This window comes from Bacteroidota bacterium, from assembly GCA_039821555.1.
Taxonomy (GTDB): domain Bacteria; phylum Bacteroidota; class Rhodothermia; order Rhodothermales; family Rubricoccaceae; genus JBCBEX01.
On record JBCBNX010000005.1, the window covers coordinates 171,981 to 190,288 of the forward strand.

11 protein-coding genes are annotated in these 18,308 nt (G+C 65.3%); 8 read left to right on the forward strand and 3 right to left on the reverse strand.

What is annotated here, in order from left to right; genetic code table 11:
- Positions 1-26: 26 nt before the first annotated feature.
- The 3 genes from AAFU51_08350 to AAFU51_08360 all read left to right on the forward strand — a co-directional run bounded on the left by AAFU51_08350 (position 27) and on the right by AAFU51_08360 (position 5,764).
- The gene (locus AAFU51_08350; GenBank protein ID MEO1571266.1) at positions 27-614 is read left to right on the forward strand and encodes an ankyrin repeat domain-containing protein; all 588 of its coding nucleotides are present in this window, start codon (positions 27-29) and stop codon (positions 612-614) included.
- Positions 615-845: 231 nt separating this feature from the next.
- A complete protein-coding gene (gene gyrA, locus AAFU51_08355; protein ID MEO1571267.1) occupies positions 846-3,566 on the forward strand; it encodes a DNA gyrase subunit A in 2,721 nt (906 codons plus the stop codon).
- 302 nt (positions 3,567-3,868) lie between these two features.
- Positions 3,869-5,764, forward strand: a complete 1,896-nt coding sequence (locus tag AAFU51_08360; protein MEO1571268.1) for a glycoside hydrolase family 13 protein — start codon at positions 3,869-3,871, stop codon at positions 5,762-5,764.
- 149 nt (positions 5,765-5,913) lie between these two features.
- Here the strand turns inward: AAFU51_08360 and AAFU51_08365 are convergent, their stop codons facing one another.
- Complete coding sequence (locus tag AAFU51_08365) at positions 5,914-6,339, reverse strand: hypothetical protein (protein ID MEO1571269.1); 426 nt, start codon at positions 6,337-6,339, stop codon at positions 5,914-5,916.
- A gap of 295 nt (positions 6,340-6,634) precedes the next feature.
- Between AAFU51_08365 and AAFU51_08370 the strand changes: the two genes are divergently transcribed.
- From AAFU51_08370 to AAFU51_08385, 4 genes are all read left to right on the forward strand, one after another.
- Complete coding sequence (locus tag AAFU51_08370) at positions 6,635-6,997, forward strand: hypothetical protein (GenBank protein ID MEO1571270.1); 363 nt, start codon at positions 6,635-6,637, stop codon at positions 6,995-6,997.
- A 397-nt stretch (positions 6,998-7,394) separates the two neighbouring features.
- Entirely contained in the window at positions 7,395-10,430 is a 3,036-nt protein-coding gene (locus AAFU51_08375; GenBank protein MEO1571271.1) for a vitamin B12-dependent ribonucleotide reductase, read from the forward strand.
- An 88-nt stretch (positions 10,431-10,518) separates the two neighbouring features.
- Entirely contained in the window at positions 10,519-12,183 is a 1,665-nt protein-coding gene (locus AAFU51_08380) for a hypothetical protein (protein ID MEO1571272.1), read from the forward strand.
- Between the two features lie 307 nt (positions 12,184-12,490).
- Positions 12,491-12,787, forward strand: coding sequence for a GIY-YIG nuclease family protein (locus AAFU51_08385; GenBank protein ID MEO1571273.1), 297 nt, complete (start codon positions 12,491-12,493; stop codon positions 12,785-12,787).
- A gap of 166 nt (positions 12,788-12,953) precedes the next feature.
- On the opposite strand, the gene AAFU51_08390 is transcribed toward AAFU51_08385, so the two are convergent.
- Together AAFU51_08390 and AAFU51_08395 are read right to left on the reverse strand one after the other, a co-directional pair.
- Positions 12,954-14,549, reverse strand: coding sequence for a T9SS type A sorting domain-containing protein (locus AAFU51_08390; GenBank protein ID MEO1571274.1), 1,596 nt, complete (start codon positions 14,547-14,549; stop codon positions 12,954-12,956).
- 207 nt (positions 14,550-14,756) lie between these two features.
- Positions 14,757-17,021 (reverse strand): penicillin acylase family protein, encoded by a 2,265-nt coding sequence (locus AAFU51_08395; GenBank protein MEO1571275.1) that lies wholly within the window; start codon positions 17,019-17,021, stop codon positions 14,757-14,759.
- 291 nt (positions 17,022-17,312) lie between these two features.
- Between AAFU51_08395 and lipA the strand changes: the two genes are divergently transcribed.
- Positions 17,313-18,203 (forward strand): lipoyl synthase, encoded by an 891-nt coding sequence (gene lipA / locus AAFU51_08400; GenBank protein ID MEO1571276.1) that lies wholly within the window; start codon positions 17,313-17,315, stop codon positions 18,201-18,203.
- The last annotated feature ends 105 nt before the right edge of the window (positions 18,204-18,308 follow it).

Below are 18,308 nucleotides of genomic sequence, written 5' to 3' on the forward strand. Positions count from 1 at the left end.
TTCGTTCCCGTGCGCCTCCGCTCCTCATGACCGTGCTCCGCGTCCTGTCTACTCTTGCTCTCGCCGTCGCTCTGCTCGCCACGACCCCGAACGCGGCGGCGACTTCCCCCGACGGTTCGTGCGAGGCCCTGATCGAGGCCGTGCAGGGCGTCAACTGGGCTGTGATCGAGCACCAGCTTGACCGTACCGACCCCAACTGTACGGTCCCGATGGAGGGCTCGCCGCTCATCGCCGCGGCCCGAAGCGGTGCCCTCCCTGTCGTGAAGCACCTCGTGAAGGCGGGCGCCGACGTGGACCTCGGGGTGCCGGGCGACGGCAGCCCACTGATCGCGGCGGCGGGCGCAGGCTGGACGCACATCGTCGCCTACCTGATCGAGGCGGGGGCTGATGTGAACGTGCTCGTGGAGGGCGACGAGACGCCGCTCATCAACGCCGCTGCCGAGGGCTCCCTCGCCGTCGTGCAGATGCTCGCAGGGGCGGGGGCCGATGTCAACTTGTCGGCGTGGGGCGGCGACTCGGCGGCACCGGAGCTACGGACGCCGCTTACCATGGCACAGCGGTATGGGCACGCGGACGTAGTGGCGTACTTGGTAGCCCAGGGGGCAAAGGAGTAGAGGTGGGCCACACTGCATCGCGTTTCGCCCGGCTCGGGTGGGAGGGGGTGTAGCTCGGCGTCGGGGCATCGTATCGGCCTCAGCAGCGGACGCAGGACAGACGTGGCGGCACGCCGTGGAGGGACAGTTTTCCGTACCTTTCACCTTATTTAGGCACGCGCGCGCGGGAGGCGCGTTCGAGGTCTGATCCGCCACCTACCTACCACCAACGGTCCGGCTGCCCAGCGTTTTATGGAAGCCCCACGCATCATCCCCATCGACATCGAGCAGGAGATGAAGTCGAGTTACATCGACTACTCGATGTCGGTCATCGTCAGCCGTGCGCTCCCCGACGTGCGCGACGGCCTCAAGCCGGTCCAGCGGCGCGTCCTATACGGCATGCAGGACCTCGGCCTCACCGCCGGGAAGTCCTACCGCAAGAGCGCTACCATCGTCGGCGAGGTGATGGGGAAATACCACCCCCACGGCGACAGCGCGATCTACGACACGCTCGTCCGCATGGCGCAGGACTTCGCGATGCGCACGCCGGTCGTGGACGGCCAGGGCAACTTCGGCTCCATCGACGGGGACGCGGCCGCCGCGATGCGCTACACGGAGGCCCGCATGACACGTGTCGCCGAGGAGATCCTCCGCGACATCGACAAGGAGACGGTGGACTTTGCGCCCAACTACGACGGCTCGCGCGAGGAGCCGACGGTCCTCCCCGCCGCAGTGCCCAACCTGCTCCTGAATGGCGCCTCGGGCATCGCGGTCGGCATGGCGACCAACATCCCGCCGCACAACCTCGGCGAGCTCGTGGACGGCATCGTCGCCTACATCGACAGCCCCACGAACGAGGACGGCACCCGCGAGATCGCCCTCGACGATCTCATGCAGCACATCAAGGCCCCCGACTTCCCGACGGGCGGCGTGATCTACGGCTATGCGGGCGTCCAGCAAGCCTACCGCACCGGTCGCGGGCGCGTCGTGATGCGCGCGCGCATGCAGGAGGAGGAGATCCGTGAGGGGCGCCTCGCGCTCATCGTGACCGAGATCCCCTACCAGGTCAACAAGTCGACGCTCCTCCGGAAGATCGCCGACGCGGTGCGCGACAAGCGCATCGAGGGCATCTCGGACCTGCGCGACGAGTCGGACCGCGACGGCATGCGGATCGTGATGGAGCTCAAGCGCGACGCGGTGCCTGCGGTCGTGCAGAACCAGCTCTTCAAGTACACGCAGCTCCAGCACACCTTCGGCGTCAACACGGTCGCGCTCGTCAACGGGCGCCCGCGCGTGCTCACGCTCAAGGAGATGATCCGCTACTACGTGGAGCACCGCCACGAGGTCGTGGTGCGGCGCACGCAGTACGAGTTGCGCAAGGCCGAGGAGCGCGCGCACGTCCTCGAAGGCCTCACGCTGGCGCTCGACCACCTCGACGAGGTGATCGCGATCATCCGCAACTCGGGCACGACGGAGGAGGCGCGGCTGAACTTGATGGCAGGCGTGTACCCGCAGAAGCTCACGTCCGACGTGCTTGCGCGGATGGGCCTCAATCCGGTCCCGCCCGCCGAGCGGCTCCAACGTGGAGATGGGGGCGAACGGCTTGCGAGCGCGCTCCAGTTCACGCAGCATGGCGAGGACCTCCCCGAGGAGTTCGTCCCGCGCCCGTGGCTCTCGGACGCGCAGGCCCGCGCCATCCTCGACCTCACGCTGCGCCGCCTGACGGGCCTGGAGCAAGACAAGATCCTGGGCGAATACCGTGCGCTCATCCAGGAGATCGAGCGCCTGCGCGCCATCCTGGGCTCGGAGGACCTGCGCATGCAGATCATCAAGACCGAGCTGCTGGAGATCAAGGAGAAGTTCGCCGACGAGCGCCGCTCCGAGATCGACTACATGGGCGGCGGCGACATCGACCTCGAAGACCTGATCGAGGACGAGCCGATGGTGGTCACGGTCACGCACCAGGGCCTCGTGAAGCGCACGGCGCTGGGCGAGTACCGCAGCCAGGGCCGCGGCGGGCGCGGCATGCGCGGCACCGGCACCCGCGACGAGGACTTCGTCGAGCACCTGTTTACGTGTTCGACGCACGACTACCTGCTCTTCTTCACCGACCTCGGCCAGTGCTATTGGCTGCGCGTCTACGACGCTCCTGAGGGCGGGCGCACCGCGAAGGGCCGCTCCATCCGCAACCTCATCCAGATCCCGCAGGAGGACCGCCTCCGCGCCGTCCTCCGCATCAAGAAGGACAACTTCCGCTCGGACGAGTTCTTGAACGCGCATTACGTCCTCATGGTGACGAAGAACGGCCAGGTCAAGAAGACCGTCCTGGAGCAGTTCTCGCGCCCCCGCATCGACGGCATCATCGCCATCTCGATCGACGACGACGACCAGTTGCTCGAAGCGCGGCTTACCGACGGCGACACGGAGGTGATGCTCGGCTGCTCGGGCGGGCGCTCGATCCGCTTCCATGAGTCGGATGCTCGCGCGATGGGCCGCAACACGCGCGGTGTGCGCGGCATGACGCTCCGCCAGGGCGAGGCGGTTGTCGGGATGATCGCCTTCAAGCGCGAGGGTGCCCAAGTGCTCACCGTGTCCGAGAACGGCTACGGCAAGAAGACCGACCTCTCGGAGTACCGCCAGCAGTCGCGCGGCGGCCTCGGCATCGCCACGCACAAGACGACCAGCAAGACGGGCAACCTCGTCGCGCTGAAGTCGGTCACGGACGAGGACGACCTCATGATCGTGACGCAGCACGGCACGATGATCCGGATGGGCGTCGGCGACATCTCGTCGTACGGCCGCAACACGCAGGGCGTCCGCGTGATCAACCTCCGCGACGGCGACCAGATCGCCGACGTCGCCCGCCTCATCCTCGACCCCGAGGACGACGAAGAGAACGGCGACGCTCCGCAAGCCGCCGCCGACCCGAGCGGCGATGGGGCCGTCCAACCCGCCGAGCCGAGCGAGGACTAGGTCCTCGACCCACCACCGCGAACGGAGGCCGTCTGCATAGTGCAGGCGGCCTCTTCTGTTACGTGTAGGTTTTGAGGCGGCACCGACTTTTCCACTGCGGCCGTGCTTCCGTAGGTTTTACGACGTCTCCGAGAAATGGCTATGCAAGCTCGCCCCAGAGTTATTCCCGCGAAAGCGGGAATCCATGCGGTGCACCGTATGGATCCCGGATCAAGTCCGGGATGACAAAGGTGGGTGAATCAGCCAATGCACAGTGGTTTCTCGTATCTGGTATTTGGCTCTCCTTCGCTGCTCCCCTCGCCATGCGCGCCCTTCTCTTCCTGCTCGTCACAGCCACGCTCGTCACAGCCACGCTCGTCGCCTGCACCGACCCAGCACCCGACACCGTTCCCCCTGGTGAGCCAGCCGTCCCTGAGTGGACCCGCGGCGCGGTGTGGTACCAGATCTTCCCCGAGCGCTTCCGCAACGGCGACCCGTCCAACGACCCGACCATCGAGAGCATTCGCGGGGCCTACCCGCACACGGAGAGCGAACGCCTCCTGGCGGCGGGCTGGCAGCCGACGCCCTGGACGCACGACTGGTACGAGCAGGAGGGCTGGGCGCAGCGCCTCGGCGAGCCGTTCTACACGACGGTCCAGCTGCGGCGCTATGGCGGCGACCTCCAGGGCATGCTCGACGCGCTGCCCTACCTCGACAGCCTCGGCGTGACGGCGCTCTACCTCAACCCGATGAACGACGCGCCGAGCCTGCACAAGTACGACGCGCGTGTCTACCGCCACATCGACCCGCACTTCGGCCCCGACCCTGAAGGCGACAAGGCGATCATCGCCGCCGAGGACCCGCTCGATCCGGACACGTGGCAGCTCACCGCCGCCGACCGGCTCTTCCTCGACTTCGTCGACGCCGCGCACGCGCAGGGGCTGAAGGTCGTCCTCGACTACTCGTGGAACCACACCGGGCAGACCTTTTGGGCGTGGCAGGATGTGCTCGAAAACCAGCAGGCCTCGCCGTACGCCTCGTGGTACAAGGTCGACGCTTGGGACGACCCGGCGACGCCCGACACGAGCGAATTTGCCTACACTGGCTGGGCGGGCGTGCCGACGCTCCCCGAGATCCGCAAGGTCAACCAGACCGGCAACCCCGCCGAGGGCATCCCCTACGACGGCAACCTGGCCCCGGAGGCCGTGGCGCACATCGAGGCGGTGACGCGGCGCTGGCTCGACCCCAACGGCGACGGCGACCCCTCGGACGGCCTCGACGGCTTCCGCCTCGACGTAGCCGAGCAGGTGCCGCTCGGCTTCTGGCGCGACTACTACCGCTTCGTCAAGGCGATCAACCCCGACGCCTACCTCGTCGGTGAGATCTGGTGGGAGCGCTGGCCGCACCACATGAGCGACATCCGCCCTTACCTCGGCGACGTGTTCGACGGCGTGATGCACTACCGGTGGTACAAGCCCACGCGCGGCCTGCTCGTCGGCGGCCCCGATGCCCACACGCCGAGCGCGTGGCAAGCCCACATCGACTCGCTCTTCGTCGGCGTTGACGAGGCCACCCGCCAAGGCCTGATGCAGCTCGGTGGCTCGCACGACACCCCGCGCATCGCCACCTCGCTCTACAACCCGCAGCGCGGCTACAAAGACGCCCCCACGCCGACGGCGCACGCCGAGTACCGCATCGACCAGCCGGATGCCGCCACCTTCCGTTCGATGCGGCTGCTCGCGCTCATGCAGTTCACGCTGCCCGGCGCGCCGCACCTCTTCTACGGCGACGAGGTCGGCATGTGGGGCGCCGACGACCCCGACATGCGCAAGCCGATGCTGTGGCCGGAGTTCACCTACGCCACCGAGACGACGCACCCGTTCGGCGAGGCGCGCGCGCCCGATCCCGTGGCGCGCGACACGGACCTGTTCGCCTTCTACCGCAGCCTCACCGCGCTGCGCGCCGCGCACCCAAGCGTCTTCGCCACCGGTGACCTTGCGTGGCTCCAAGCCGACGACGACACCGGCGTGATCGCCTACCAACGCCTTGGCGACGGCGAGCGTGCACTCGTCGTGCTTAACACCAGCGAGGCCGCGCAGACGTTTGATCTCGGCGACGCCGCAAACCAGACGCCCGACGTCACCGTAGACGCCGTAACGAAAGACGGGACGGCGCTACAGCTGCCGCCCCGCTCGGGTGCCGTGCTTGTAGGCGACTAATACCAAGCCGCCAGGATAGTAGCCCACCCCCGCCTTTGTCATCCCGGACTCGATCCGGGATCTGTACGAGGCGCCGTATGGATCTCCGCCTTCGCGGGGATGACACTCGGGTTCGAGTGAGGCCTCGTCCCAAAGAACTGGTACAAGCGCTAGTCCTCGACCTCTTCCGTCTCGGCGAGGCGGACGTCCCACGCCAGCATCTGCTCAATGTCGGCGTAGTCCTCCTCGCCGTCCTCGTCGGTGAACGTGTAGTCGCCGTACTTCGAGCGGAGGGCCGGACGGAGGCGCTCCCACTTCATGCCATCGTCTCCGGTGAACGTCTCCGGGTAGGGGCTCTTGATGCGGAAGTGCGGGTGGTAGGAGCGGTAGGTCTTGGCAGCCTCGTAGAGGGCGGCGCGGCGGGCCCCCGCCTTCGTGACGCTGCGGCCGACCACGCGGAACGGCGCGATCACGATGGCGGCCTGCCATTCCTTCGCCTCCTCGTCTTCGTTCTCGGGATCGAGGTCGGTGTACTCGGGGCGCATCACCTTGAATTCGTCGGGATGCGGATAGGCACTGCGTTCGGCGTCGAACATGGGGGCAGGATTCGTCTTGGGGAGCGAAAGATTCAGCAGGGAAATACTACGACGCGAACGGGACAGATCCCACGCCCGGCGGCGACCCGTCGTGTTGCATCCCAATTTCACTGCCGCGCGGGTCGGCATGGCGTCCTGCGTCCTCGTTGTTCTGGCCGCCAGGGCCGTGTCGAAACCTGCGACGGGCGTTGTACCTTGGGGCTGCACGCTGCTCCGCGCGCGGTACGTTCCAGCACGCGGCATGACCGCCTCAGCGGTGCGCCTGTTCCACCCGCCAGCCTCAGCCCGCCCCACCATGGACGACCTGTTGCTCCCCACCCTCGCCAGCGACGCTCTCGCTATCGACGACGACGAGTTTGACTTCGAGGACGACGACTTTGACGACGACCTCGGCAACAACGACCTCGGCAACAACGACCTCGGCAACGACGACCTCGGCAACAACGACCTCGGCAACAACGACCTCGGCAACGATGACCTCGACGAGGACGACCTTGATTTTGACGAGGAGGGGGACTTCGACGACCTCGATGATGAGGACTACGACTACGACGAGGAGGGCGACTTCGACGACGAGGGCGACTACGACGAGGACGACGAGGAGTACGACGACTTTGACGATCTCAGTGACGACCTCGATTTCGACGACGACTTCTAGCCACTCCCTAGCCCAGGCAATTCAGTCCAAAGGACGAATGAAGCTTCCGTTATCCGTTCCTTAACAGTCCCGTTATTGGGGCTTGAGTCATCAACGCCGGCCCCGATCTCGTTGTCCACGGTTCGGATTCCGTGTGGACTTCTCTGCATAACAGCTTTCCAGACACCCCGAATAACGCCGTTCGGGGCGTTTGCCGCTACAGCGCCCCTGTGGACAACCCCGTGATGCTCGTTGCCCACCATCTGTATAACCTGTGGAGAAAACGGTTTGCGGTCCTCTCTCTGGAAACGGTTTCTTAATTGTCCCGCACACCCCTCCCCATTTCTGGCGCTTCGCCGCAGAGGTTGTGGCCCGCGCCAACCGCAGTTTTCATAACGGATACCTACCCCCACTCACCATGTCCACTTCTCCCTCCAAGGGCCTGCGCATCAATCGCGTCTTCTCTTCGCCCGACCAGCATCCCTTTGACAGCGTCGTCTGGCAGACCCGTGACGCCGCGATCAAAAACCACAAGGGCGAGGCGATCTTCGAGCAGAAGAACGTTGAGTTTCCAGAAGGCTGGAGCCAGCTTGCCACCAACGTCGTCGCCTCTAAATATTTCTATGGCGACATCGCAACGGGCAACGGCAATCCGGCCGACGGGCAGCGCGAGTATAGCCTGAAGCAACTCGTCCACCGCGTCACCCGCACCATCGCTGACTGGGGCCGCGACCAGGGCTACTTCGCCACCAAGAAGGACGCCGAGACGTTCTACGACGAGCTGACCTGGCTCTGCACCAACCAGTACGGCGCGTTCAACAGCCCGGTGTGGTTCAACGTCGGGCTGCACCACCAGTACGGCGTCCGCGACTCGGGCGGCAAGACCATCTTCGGCTGGGACCCCGAGAAGCAGGAGGTCGTCCGCGTCGACCCCTACGAGCGCCCGCAGGCGTCGGCCTGCTTCATCATCTCCGTCGACGACTCCATCGACGACATCTGGCAGCTCATGGGCGAGAGCGCGCGCCTCTTCAAGTTCGGCTCCGGCGTCGGCGCCGACTGGTCGAAGCTGCGCTCGTCGAAGGAGAAGCTCTCCGGCGGCGGCATCCCGAGCGGCCCCGTGTCCTTCATGAAGGTGCAGGACGCGACCGGCGGCACGATCAAGTCGGGCGGTAAGACGCGCCGCGCGGCGATCATGCAGACGCTCAAGTCGTGGCACCCGGACATCATGGAGTTCGTGAACGCCAAGAAGACCGAGGAGCAGAAGGCCTGGGCACTCATCGAGGAGGGCTACGACGGCTCGTTCAACGGCGCTGCCTACGGCTCGGTCGCCTTCCAGAACGTCAACCAATCGGTCCGCCTGGACGACGCCTTCATGGAGGCCGCCGTCGCCGACACGGACTACGACCTGCTGTCGGTCACGGGCAACGAGGCCGTCGAGACGATCCCGGCACGGACGATCCTCGACGGCATCGCCGAGGGCACGCACCTCTGCGGCGACCCCGGCGTGCAGTATGAAGACACGATCCAGACGTGGCACACCTGCAAGAACTCGGACCGCATCAACTCCAGCAATCCGTGCTCGGAGTACATGTTCTTGGACAACTCGGCGTGCAACCTGGCGAGCCTCAACCTGCGCAAGTACCAGAACGCCGATGGCACGTTCAACGTCGAGCGCTTCCGCGCGGCGGCGCGCATCTACCTCACGGCGCAGGAGATCCTCGTCGACAACGCGGGCTACCCGTCGGCCAACATCGCCGCGAACAGCCACGCCTACCGCCCGCTCGGCCTCGGCTTCGCCAACCTCGGCGCGCTCCTCATGTCGATGGGCCTGCCCTACGATTCCGACGAGGGCCGCGGCGTCGCCGGTGCCATCATGGCCATCGAGCACTGCGAAGGCTTCGCCCGCTCGGCTGAGATCGCAGCCAACAAGAAGATCGGGCCGTTCGACGGCTATGCCGCCAACCGCGAGCCCTTCCTGGAGGTCATGCGCATGCACCAGGCCGCTGTGGGCGATATCCACGCGACGTGCCCGGACTACCTCCGCACCGCCGCGCAGGAGTCGGCCGACCGCATGGTCGCGCTCGGCGAGAAGCATGGCTACCGCAACGCGCAGGCGACCGTCCTCGCGCCGACCGGCACCATCGGCTTCATGATGGACTGCGACACGACGGGCATCGAGCCGGACATCGCGCTCGTGAAGTACAAACTCCTCGCGGGCAAGGGCGACGGCATGATGAAGATCGTCAACCAGACGGTCGGCCAGGCCCTCGGCCGCCTCGGCTACTCCGACGCCGAGACCGCCGCCATCCTCGCCCACATCGACACGCAGGACACCATCGAGGACGTGACGGTGGACGGCGAACTCGTCCGGAGCGGCCTCAAGGCGGAGCACCTGCCGGTGTTCGACTGCGCCTTCAAGGCGTTCAAGGGCACGCGCTACATCAGCCACATGGGCCACATCAAGATGATGGCCGCCTGCCAGCCGTTCATCTCGGGCGCGATCTCGAAGACGGTCAACCTGCCTGAGAGCGCTACGCCGGAGGACATCGCCGACGCGTACGTCAAGGCTTGGGAGTGGGGCCTCAAGGCCGTCGCGATCTACCGCGAGAACTCCAAGCGCTCGCAGCCGCTCTCGACGAAGCAGGACGGCAACACGAAGAATGCGGCCTCGTCGTCGGGCGATGGCGCTTCGGTCGAACCCGAAGTCATCATCCGCGAGGTCGAAAAGATCGTCGAGATCGAGAAGGTGATCCAGGAGCCGTCGCGCCGCCGCCTGCCGGACGAGCGCCCGAGCCTCACGCACAAGTTCTCGATCGCGGGCCACGAGGGCTACCTCCACATCGGCCTCTACCCGGACACGAGCCTGCCGGGCGAGATCTTTATCACGATGGCGAAGCAGGGCTCGACCATCGGCGGCCTGATGGACGCCTTCGCGACGAGCATCTCGCTGGGCCTGCAGTACGGCGTGCCGCTCGAAGACCTCTGCCAGAAGTTCAGCCACATGCGCTTCGAGCCGAGCGGCTTCACCAACAACCGGCAGATCCCGATGGCGAAGTCCATCATGGACTACATCTTCCGGTACCTGAGCCTGAAGTTCCTCGGGGACGCGCGCGAGGCGGCCCCCGTGAGCCCGCAGATGGCGGTGCAGCAGGAGGCCGCGAAGGCTGGCCCCGCCGCCGACACCTCGCAGGCCGACCTCTTCACCGCCACGCCGACCACGCCGACCCCGGACCCGCTCGTCGGGCAAACCGTGGAGGCGTTCATGGCCACGCAGGGTACGCCTAAGCCCACGGGGGGCGCCGCGAGCCCGTCGCTGGCCCAGGCCGCGGGACCGCAGGCGCTCTTCCAGAACCAGAGCGACTCGCCTCCGTGCTCGGTGTGCGGCTCGATCACGGTCCGCTCCGGGGCCTGCTACCAGTGCACCAACTGCGGCGCCTCCACCGGCTGCGGGTGAGTGCTGACCTGAGCAACCAGTGTCATATCCGGGGAGGCAGGGTTTCGCGACCCTGCCTCCTTTTCTTTAGGATGTTGCAAGCAAAACAGTGCTCCATACCCCGGAAGAATTAGCAAAGCTAACCGAAGACGAGTTTCGTCGGAAGAAGCTCATTCCTCTGCTCAGGATCATGGGAATGCTCGAGGTTGAGCATACGCACGGACCGAATGAGCTGGGCAAAGATGTGGTGTTCTGGAAACATGAGGCTGGAATCCGCACGAACTTTGCCATCGTTGCGAAACGGGGACGAATCAACGCTCAGGCTTCGGGAGATGTAGCTACAGTCGCAACTCAAGTTCGCCAAGCTTTCGGTGCCAAGTTTCTCGACAAAACAAGTTGCGAAGAACAAAGCATCAATCGCGTAATTGTAGCCGCTTCAGGTCCAATTAGCCCAGAAGCTAGGAAAGCTATCCGCGCTGCTATCGGAGTAAATCTTGAAGCCAGAAATACAAGTTTCTGGGATGCTGGTAAAATCGTCGAGATGTTGAATAGGCACCTCCCGAAGCCAAGCGTTCCAGCGAGCCTTGAAGCGATAAGACAAAGGCTAGGTAGGCTCGAATACTTCGAGGTGGTCCCTGAAATACACTCCGAAAGTGTTTTCTATCACGTCACACCGAAGTCAGAGGGCACACTCATTGCAAAAGGGATCTTCAATTTTCCGGAGACACCCGAAGGTGAGGCTTCGCTGCAGGCTCTGCAGCGTGTCTTTGAGGAGGGTACAGCTGCTGTGATACCTGGGGCTTTTATCGCCTCCTTCGAGCAGCATGAAGAGCTTGCTCAGCTATTTGGAAACGAAATTCCCTCAGAGCTACAAATAGGCCCTACTGTTCCTGGACCGCCCAGAGCTGTCTATCTCGAACTCACAAAACCAGGTGCGCCCCTGATATACGATGGTCTGAAAATGAGGCTTCTTCGGTCTGGAAGTCGTCGTACTGAGTTTGAAACGGACGAGCACGATCCAGTGTGTCTCAATCTCGTTTTCGAGAAGCGCGATAAAAAGGGAATAGCGGTCACGGTGAATCTTAGGGTTTCACTTCTTGGCCGCAAGGCCCGACGTTCCTTTCAGGCGGTCCGCCTTGCAAACGCTCTTGCCGATGGTGCCTCAATAGGGTTAGTCGACACGGAGACAGGCGGAGTTTTGGTTACACCTCATGCCATCCCATCCGCGACGGCTGTTGATGCTACTCTCGCCCAGTACCTCGCAAGCCTAGTTGCTATTGAGGACAGGCTAGGATGCGAGTTCTCCTTGCCAGAGTCACTTACTGGCCGGGATATTATCGATGCTCAAGAACTGAGGGATATTCTGGAGAGCGGGCAACTCGTTCGATCCTTCAATACCTATACCGTCACTCTCACTCCCAGCAAAGGTGCAGACATTACCTCTTTCTTCCCCCCTGAAGAGCTTAGATGGATCAGAATTACTGGAGAGCGAGGTTACGAGATTCTCGACCGCGAGGTCTATCTGGGCCCCGTGCAGATCACCTTACCAGTCGTACTCACCAAAGAAGAGCATGCGCGTCTAGCTGCCCAGATGACTCTCGGTTTGTCCGAGTTCAAGATCACTTTCAGCGCTCCCCCAGACGGAGGGGAGGTGCGTACCGAGTATCTTGACTTTACCCGAGTTGAGAAGTTTGGCCCGGAAGCGCACAGGGGTCTCCTTGAAACGATAGAAATCAGAGACTGGCCAGGTAGTACCAGCAAAAACGAAGGATAGTAATCTGTCATCCTGAGCGAGCGGAGCGAGTCGAAGGATCTGCGGGCCAGCTTTCAGGCCCCACCCGAAGCGCCGAGGTGGACAGAGATCCCTTCGACTGCGCTCAGGGCAAGCTCTTCGACTCCGCCCTACGGGCTGCGCTCAGGATGACAGAGGGGGAGTGTGGAGTGCACGGGGGGACGTGGCGGGACTGAGACATTCGCAGTAGAGAGGCGGTTACGCGGGCGTGGGGACGCGTGTCTGGAGGGATACGCTGCCGAGCGCGTACTGCTACGCGTCGGTAGCCCCGTTTCCAGATGCTGCTGCCGTGCCTCGCTCCAAGACGTATTACGTCTACATCCTCGCCAACCGGGCGCTCGTGCTCTACGTCGGCATGACGAGCGACCTCGGGCGGCGCGTGGCCGAGCACCGGGCGAAGGCGGTGCCTGGGTTCACAGCGCGGTATGACATCGACCGGCTGGTCTACGTGGAGTCGTATGCCAGCGTGCACGATGCGATTGCGCGGGAGCGGCAACTCAAGGGCTGGCGGCGGGCGAAGAAGCTGGACCTCATTGCGCGGCAGAACCCACAATGGCGCGACCTCACGGAACAGGTCGGTTGGTAAGCGTCGTGGTTGCGCGCTTCCTCTTGCCTCGCAGCCCCATGATCTCACTTCGTTCGATCTGTCCCCCTCAAGCGTGAGGGGGATCGTTTCTCGGCCCTTCAGGGGAGAGAAGCAGGAGGTGCCGCCTCCTACGCATGCACACGGTCCTCAGAGCACGAGGTGGGCGCTATCGGGCGACCGTCACGAGACGGCTTATCCGGGCTCGGTTGGTGGCCACCTCTACGACGTAGGTCCCACTGGCGAGGTCGCCTGGCAGGCTGACCTGATGCACGCCTGCAGCGACGGACTCGCGCTGGATCGTTGCGACGGTGCGTCCGAGCACGTCCACAACGCGGACGCGCACCTCCGAAGGCGTCTCGATCTGGAAGGCTACCGCAGCGTGATCCCGGATGGGGTTGGGGTAGACCGTCACCTCGAAGGCCCGATCCTGGGGCGCTTCTTCCGCCGAGACCGGACTTCCTCCACCGAAGAGGAGCCCGGCGTCATAAGCGGCCTGAATACGGTCGCTCGCCCGGCGAAGCTCGGCAACGCTGTCGAGACGGTCGGTGCCCTGCGCGAACAGCAACGCGACATCGAACTGGTAGGCGTCGCCCGGCGCGAGGTCGAACGCTGGCGAGTTGGCGAGGCCGCGCATATCGCCAAAGGCCGCCTCTGTACCATTCCCGTCTATGTTCTCCAAGCTCCAGAAGTCCTGCGCCACCGGATCACCAGGGTACATCCATGCGACTGAAGCACCATCGGTGTCGAAGCCAAAGCCCTGCTCCGTGACGGGCGATCCATCGCGCCAGCGCCCCTGCATGAACTGGTAGTGCTCGTCGGGCCCCTGCGCGCTCTCCGACGTCGGGAAGGGCCCCGACTTGTAGGGGAAGATGACGCTCGCCGCCCCGCTGAGGACATCCACGCCGAACGCCGGGGGCGTACCGTATTCCTCGTCGGTTGCTTGACCGTTGTAGACGAACGCCATGTGACGCAGCGAGTCCGACCCGACGTAGTCATCCCAGAACGTACCCAGATCGAAGTCGGTCCAGAACGAGGCATGCCCCGCTTCGATGGGCGCGGTGTTGCGGTTGACGATCCGATAGCGGTAGACCGTCGCGTTGTCGAAGGCCGCTACGCCCGTATCGAAGGCCGAGGCGGTCACCTGCACCTCGATGCCGAGCGGGGCCGAGCCGGTGTACACGTGCTCGTTGCCGACGTCGTTCATGACCCAGAACGCCGTCTGGGTGCCATAGACGACCGGACGCTCGCCTGCGTCGAGGTCGATGACCTGACCGCGACTCGTGGGCACGACGGGCGCACCTGTCGCGTCGACGGTGGCGGCACCGAGGCCGGTCGGCCACGCGCGCAAGTCGGCAGTGGCCGCGCCTCCGGCCTCGAAGGCGGCTACATCGTCCTGCGACACACTCCAGATGCGGTCGTACTGGGCGCAGTCGCCGAGCGGCTGGGCGTCGTCCCCGAGCGGGCCCGGCCAGAACTCGAAGGCTGTGTAGAGCGCGGCGGCCGTACGCGTCTCTCCCCCAATCTGCCCACCAACCCAGAGGCTCGCGACGAAGAGCGGCGACTGCGTGGTGCCGCGCGGCACGAAGTACGTGGGGGTTGTCGCGTTTTCGAGCCCGATGCTGCCGTCGATCCAGAGCCCCGTCTCGACGTTGGCACCACTGAGCGTCGTTCGAGCTGTTCCATCCTCACAAGAAGCAGCGGTCTGTGCCGCTGACGTCGTTGCGAGGCCGAAGCACAGGAGGAGGAGTAGCAGAGTGCGCATGCAGAAAGACTGGAGGAATGGAGGGCGCGAACCCGCTTTGATGGCTGGGTACACCATCGTACGGCACCCGCCTTCCTACCGCCCCAAAAGCGCAGCGGCCCGCCCTATTCGCTGCTGAACCGTCTGGAGGCCCACCCGAAACGCAGCGACGCTCGACCTACCCAGGGGTATGCCGAGCGACGCGTGCCTGTGACTAGGAGTGTAGGGCTAGCGCACCACGACGACTTTCTGCGTCCGCTGCTGGCTGTCGGCGAGCAGGCGGACCACGTAGACACCCGCGGGCAGATCGAGCGTAGCCTCGATGGTCTGGCTGCCGGCTGGCTGCGTGCCGCTGGCGAGCGTGGCCACGCGGCGACCCAGCGCGTCGTAGAGCGCGAGGTCCACGTCGGCGGGCGCGTTGAGGGCAACGGGCACCGAGAGCGCTGCGCCCGCCTGGAACGGGTTCGGGTAGGCGCGGCCGAGCGCAAACGTGGCGGTCACGGCGTCGTCCTCAGTGGACACGACGGACTCGCCCTGGAAGAGGAAGTCCTTCATCTGCACCGGCCCGGTCTCCTGCTGGAACGTCGTGAGGTAGAGCGGCCACTGGTCGGCGTAGTGCGCGCTGGCCTGGCCGATGGAGTTGGTGAAGCCGCTCTGGCCCGGCGGGATCACGTTCTGCGCGACCACGTTGCCCGCGGGCTTGAACTCGATCACCTGCTGGTACGACCCGGGGTATTCCCGATAGTCTGGGTTGAAGCGGGGCACGCGGAAGAGGCCCTTCAGGTCGTCGAACGAGATCGGCGCGTTGGCGCGCACGTAGTCGTCGAGGAAGTCCACGCCGTCGTAGGTGCGGAGGTAGCCGCCGGGGCGCGTCGCGGCCCAGTCCACGTTGTCGCCCTGCGGCCAGGAGGCGGAAGGCTTGTTGTTCCAGTTGACGAAATAGCCTTTGGCGGGGTTGACCTCCTGTGGGTGGTCGGCGAAGTCGAGGAAGCCCTCCCATTCCTGCGTGCCGTCGCCCAGGGCCGGGAGACGCGGGTCGACGGTGGCCGGGCGCTGCGGGTAGAGGCCGATGTGCCAGAAAGCGATGGTCTGGTCGCGGTCGTTGTAGAACACGTTGAACGACATCGTGGCGCGCTGGATGGCGTCCACGTACGCGTCGAAGCTCGACCCGCGCCAGACGTCGTAGAACGCCTCGACCATCTCCAGCTCGCGGTTCCAAAAGGCGAAGCGCCACGAGAAGGCGGTGCCATTCTTCGCGTCGAGCGCGTAGACCGGGCCGTGGAGCGTGCGGAAGCTGGTGTAGGGGACGGGATCGCCGCCGGCGACGTTGATGGTGGCCGCGAACGGCTGGAGCGGCAGCAGACCGCCCTCGAACTGGTACTGCGTGCCCGTCATGTCGAGCGTCTCGACGTAGGTGTCGGTGTTGTCCGTGAAGCCCGTCGTGAGCGTCCAGGCGCGGTTCGGCGTGCGGCCGATGATAACGCCGGGGATGCCCGGCACCGTCATGCCCGCGATGTGGAGGCCGCCGTCGACCTTGATCTCGACCTCGCTCGTGATCGATGTCTGGGAGCGCACCTCGGGGTCGGGAGACGGCTCGCCCATCTGCGGCGCGCCCAGCAGCATCGCGTTGCCCGAGGCTGACACGTTCGGCGCGATGGCGGCGGCGAACGACCCGAACGAGAGCGGAATGCCGTGCTTGCGGTAGACCTCCTCCACGATGGCATTCCGCTCGGCGAGTTCGGCGGCAGCCACGCGTGCGGCGGCGAGGACCCGGTCGGGGAAGTCGTGATTGGCGTAGGCGGGCGTGTCGTCCACGATCGGCGCGGTCTGGCTGGTGATGGTCGTCGATGCCGTTGGGTCGTTGATCGGGCGCAGTTGGTCGAACATCTCGGGGCCCATCGCCTCAAACTCGGCGAGGCGGTTCAGCTCCGAGCCACCGATCTCGCCGAAGCGACGCATGAAGAACTGCAGGACGGCCACCGTCTTGTCGTTCGTCCAGGCCTCGGGGTTGCCTGAGAAGAGCGCGTACTCGATGGGCAGCTTCATCGGGTCCGTGGCGATCTCGCCGATGTAGAGGTTGATGCCGTCGCGGTAGGCTTCGAGGAGGGCTTTGAGGCCGGGCGAGAGCGCGTCGAACTGCGTGGCGCGCTCGTCCGGCGTGTAGAACACGGTGAGGACCCCCTGATCCTGGAGGATGTTGCCATCGTTGTCGCCAGGCCCGAAGAGCTCGGCGAAGCGGCCGGTGGCGACGCGCCAGAAGGTCTCCATCTGGAAGAGGCGGTCCTGGGCGACGGCATAGCCCTGGCCATAGAAGGCCGCCACCTCGGTAGGCGCGGAGACGTGCGGCACGCCGAAGTCGTCGCGGTCGATGGTGACCATGTTGCCATCGGGGGCCATCAGCGTGATGTCAGTAGCCGTCTGGCCCGTCGCGGGGAGGGCCAGCACGAGAGCGAGGGCGCAGCAGAGCGCGCCGAAGAGGTAGCGAGGAGTCATGGGCGGCCTCGTTGGCAAGATGAGAGAAAAGCGCTTTCCTAGGCTCGTTGCATCAATGTACGAGCCTCGACCCACAACGACGCTGCCCGTGGGCCCCCACCGCCGAAACCCCGCCCCCGATGGGGCGTGCTTGGTGCCCGGTTTTCACTCGATCCCGCTCCCCAGCAGCCCACGACCTGGCGTCTGTTCATGGCGAACGCTCCCACCCGCCCCGCACCCCACCGTCCTGCTCCCGGCTCCGTCCAGCTGAAGGCCGTCAAGCCTGCGCTCACCGAGGTGGGCGGCGACGGCATGCTGGAACTCCCCGTTGTCACGAAGCCGGCCACGACCAACCGGCCTGGTCAGCGGCCCGAGTGGCTCCGGGTGAAGCTGCCCTACGGCGAGACGTTCCGCAACGTCCAGGACATCATCTCCAAGCACGACCTCCACACGGTCTGCCAGAGCGCGCGCTGCCCCAACATGGGCGAGTGCTGGACCGCCGGGACAGCGACGTTTATGATCCTCGGCAACGTCTGCACCCGCTCGTGCAGCTTCTGCGCCGTCATGACCGGGCGCCCCGGCACGAAGGACCTTGACTGGGACGAGCCGCGCCGCGTCACCGACGCCGCCAAGCTGATGGGCCTGCGGCACGTCGTCATCACGAGCGTCAACCGCGACGACCGCAAGGACGGCGGCGCACCCATCTTCGCCGAGTGCATCCGGCTCCTCAAGGAGGAGATCGAGGGCGTCACTATCGAGGTGCTCACGCCGGACTTCCGCGGCGCGCAGGAGGCGATGGACACGGTCTTCGAGGCGCGTCCCGACGTGTTCAACCACAACGTGGAGACGGTGCCGCGGCTCTACCGCCGCGTGCGCCCGCAGGCCGACTACCAGCGCTCGCTCGACGTGCTCCAGCGCGCGAAGGACGAGTTCGGGCTCCGCACCAAGTCGGGCATCATGGTCGGCCTCGGCGAGACGCGCGACGAGGTGCTCAGCCTCATGGAGGACTTCGCGGGCATCGGCCTCAACGTGATGACCATCGGGCAGTACCTCCAGCCGACGAAGATGCACCTTCCCGTCGAGGACTTCGTGCACCCGGACGTGTTCGCATGGTACAAGGAGCAGGGCGAAGCACTCGGCATCGAGCACGTAGAGAGCGGGCCGCTGGTGCGGTCGAGCTACCACGCCGAGCGCCATGTCTAGCCCCCGGCAAGCCGGGACGCCTACCGGAGCGGCGTGGCCGTGTGGCTGGGGATGCACCGCCTTAGCCCTCGCCCTGTGGCTACTGCCCGCCTGTAGCTCGGAGCC

Coding starts and splice junctions, on each gene's coding strand:
- AAFU51_08350 (MEO1571266.1), top strand. CDS start 27: ATGACCGTGCTCCGCGTCCTGTCTACTCTTGCTCTCGCCGTCGCTCTG.
- gyrA (MEO1571267.1), top strand. CDS start 846: ATGGAAGCCCCACGCATCATCCCCATCGACATCGAGCAGGAGATGAAG.
- AAFU51_08360 (MEO1571268.1), top strand. CDS start 3,869: ATGCGCGCCCTTCTCTTCCTGCTCGTCACAGCCACGCTCGTCACAGCC.
- AAFU51_08365 (MEO1571269.1), bottom strand. CDS start 6,339: ATGTTCGACGCCGAACGCAGTGCCTATCCGCATCCCGACGAATTCAAG.
- AAFU51_08370 (MEO1571270.1), top strand. CDS start 6,635: ATGGACGACCTGTTGCTCCCCACCCTCGCCAGCGACGCTCTCGCTATC.
- AAFU51_08375 (MEO1571271.1), top strand. CDS start 7,395: ATGTCCACTTCTCCCTCCAAGGGCCTGCGCATCAATCGCGTCTTCTCT.
- AAFU51_08390 (MEO1571274.1), bottom strand. CDS start 14,549: ATGCGCACTCTGCTACTCCTCCTCCTGTGCTTCGGCCTCGCAACGACG.
- AAFU51_08395 (MEO1571275.1), bottom strand. CDS start 17,021: ATGACTCCTCGCTACCTCTTCGGCGCGCTCTGCTGCGCCCTCGCTCTC.
- lipA (MEO1571276.1), top strand. CDS start 17,313: ATGCTGGAACTCCCCGTTGTCACGAAGCCGGCCACGACCAACCGGCCT.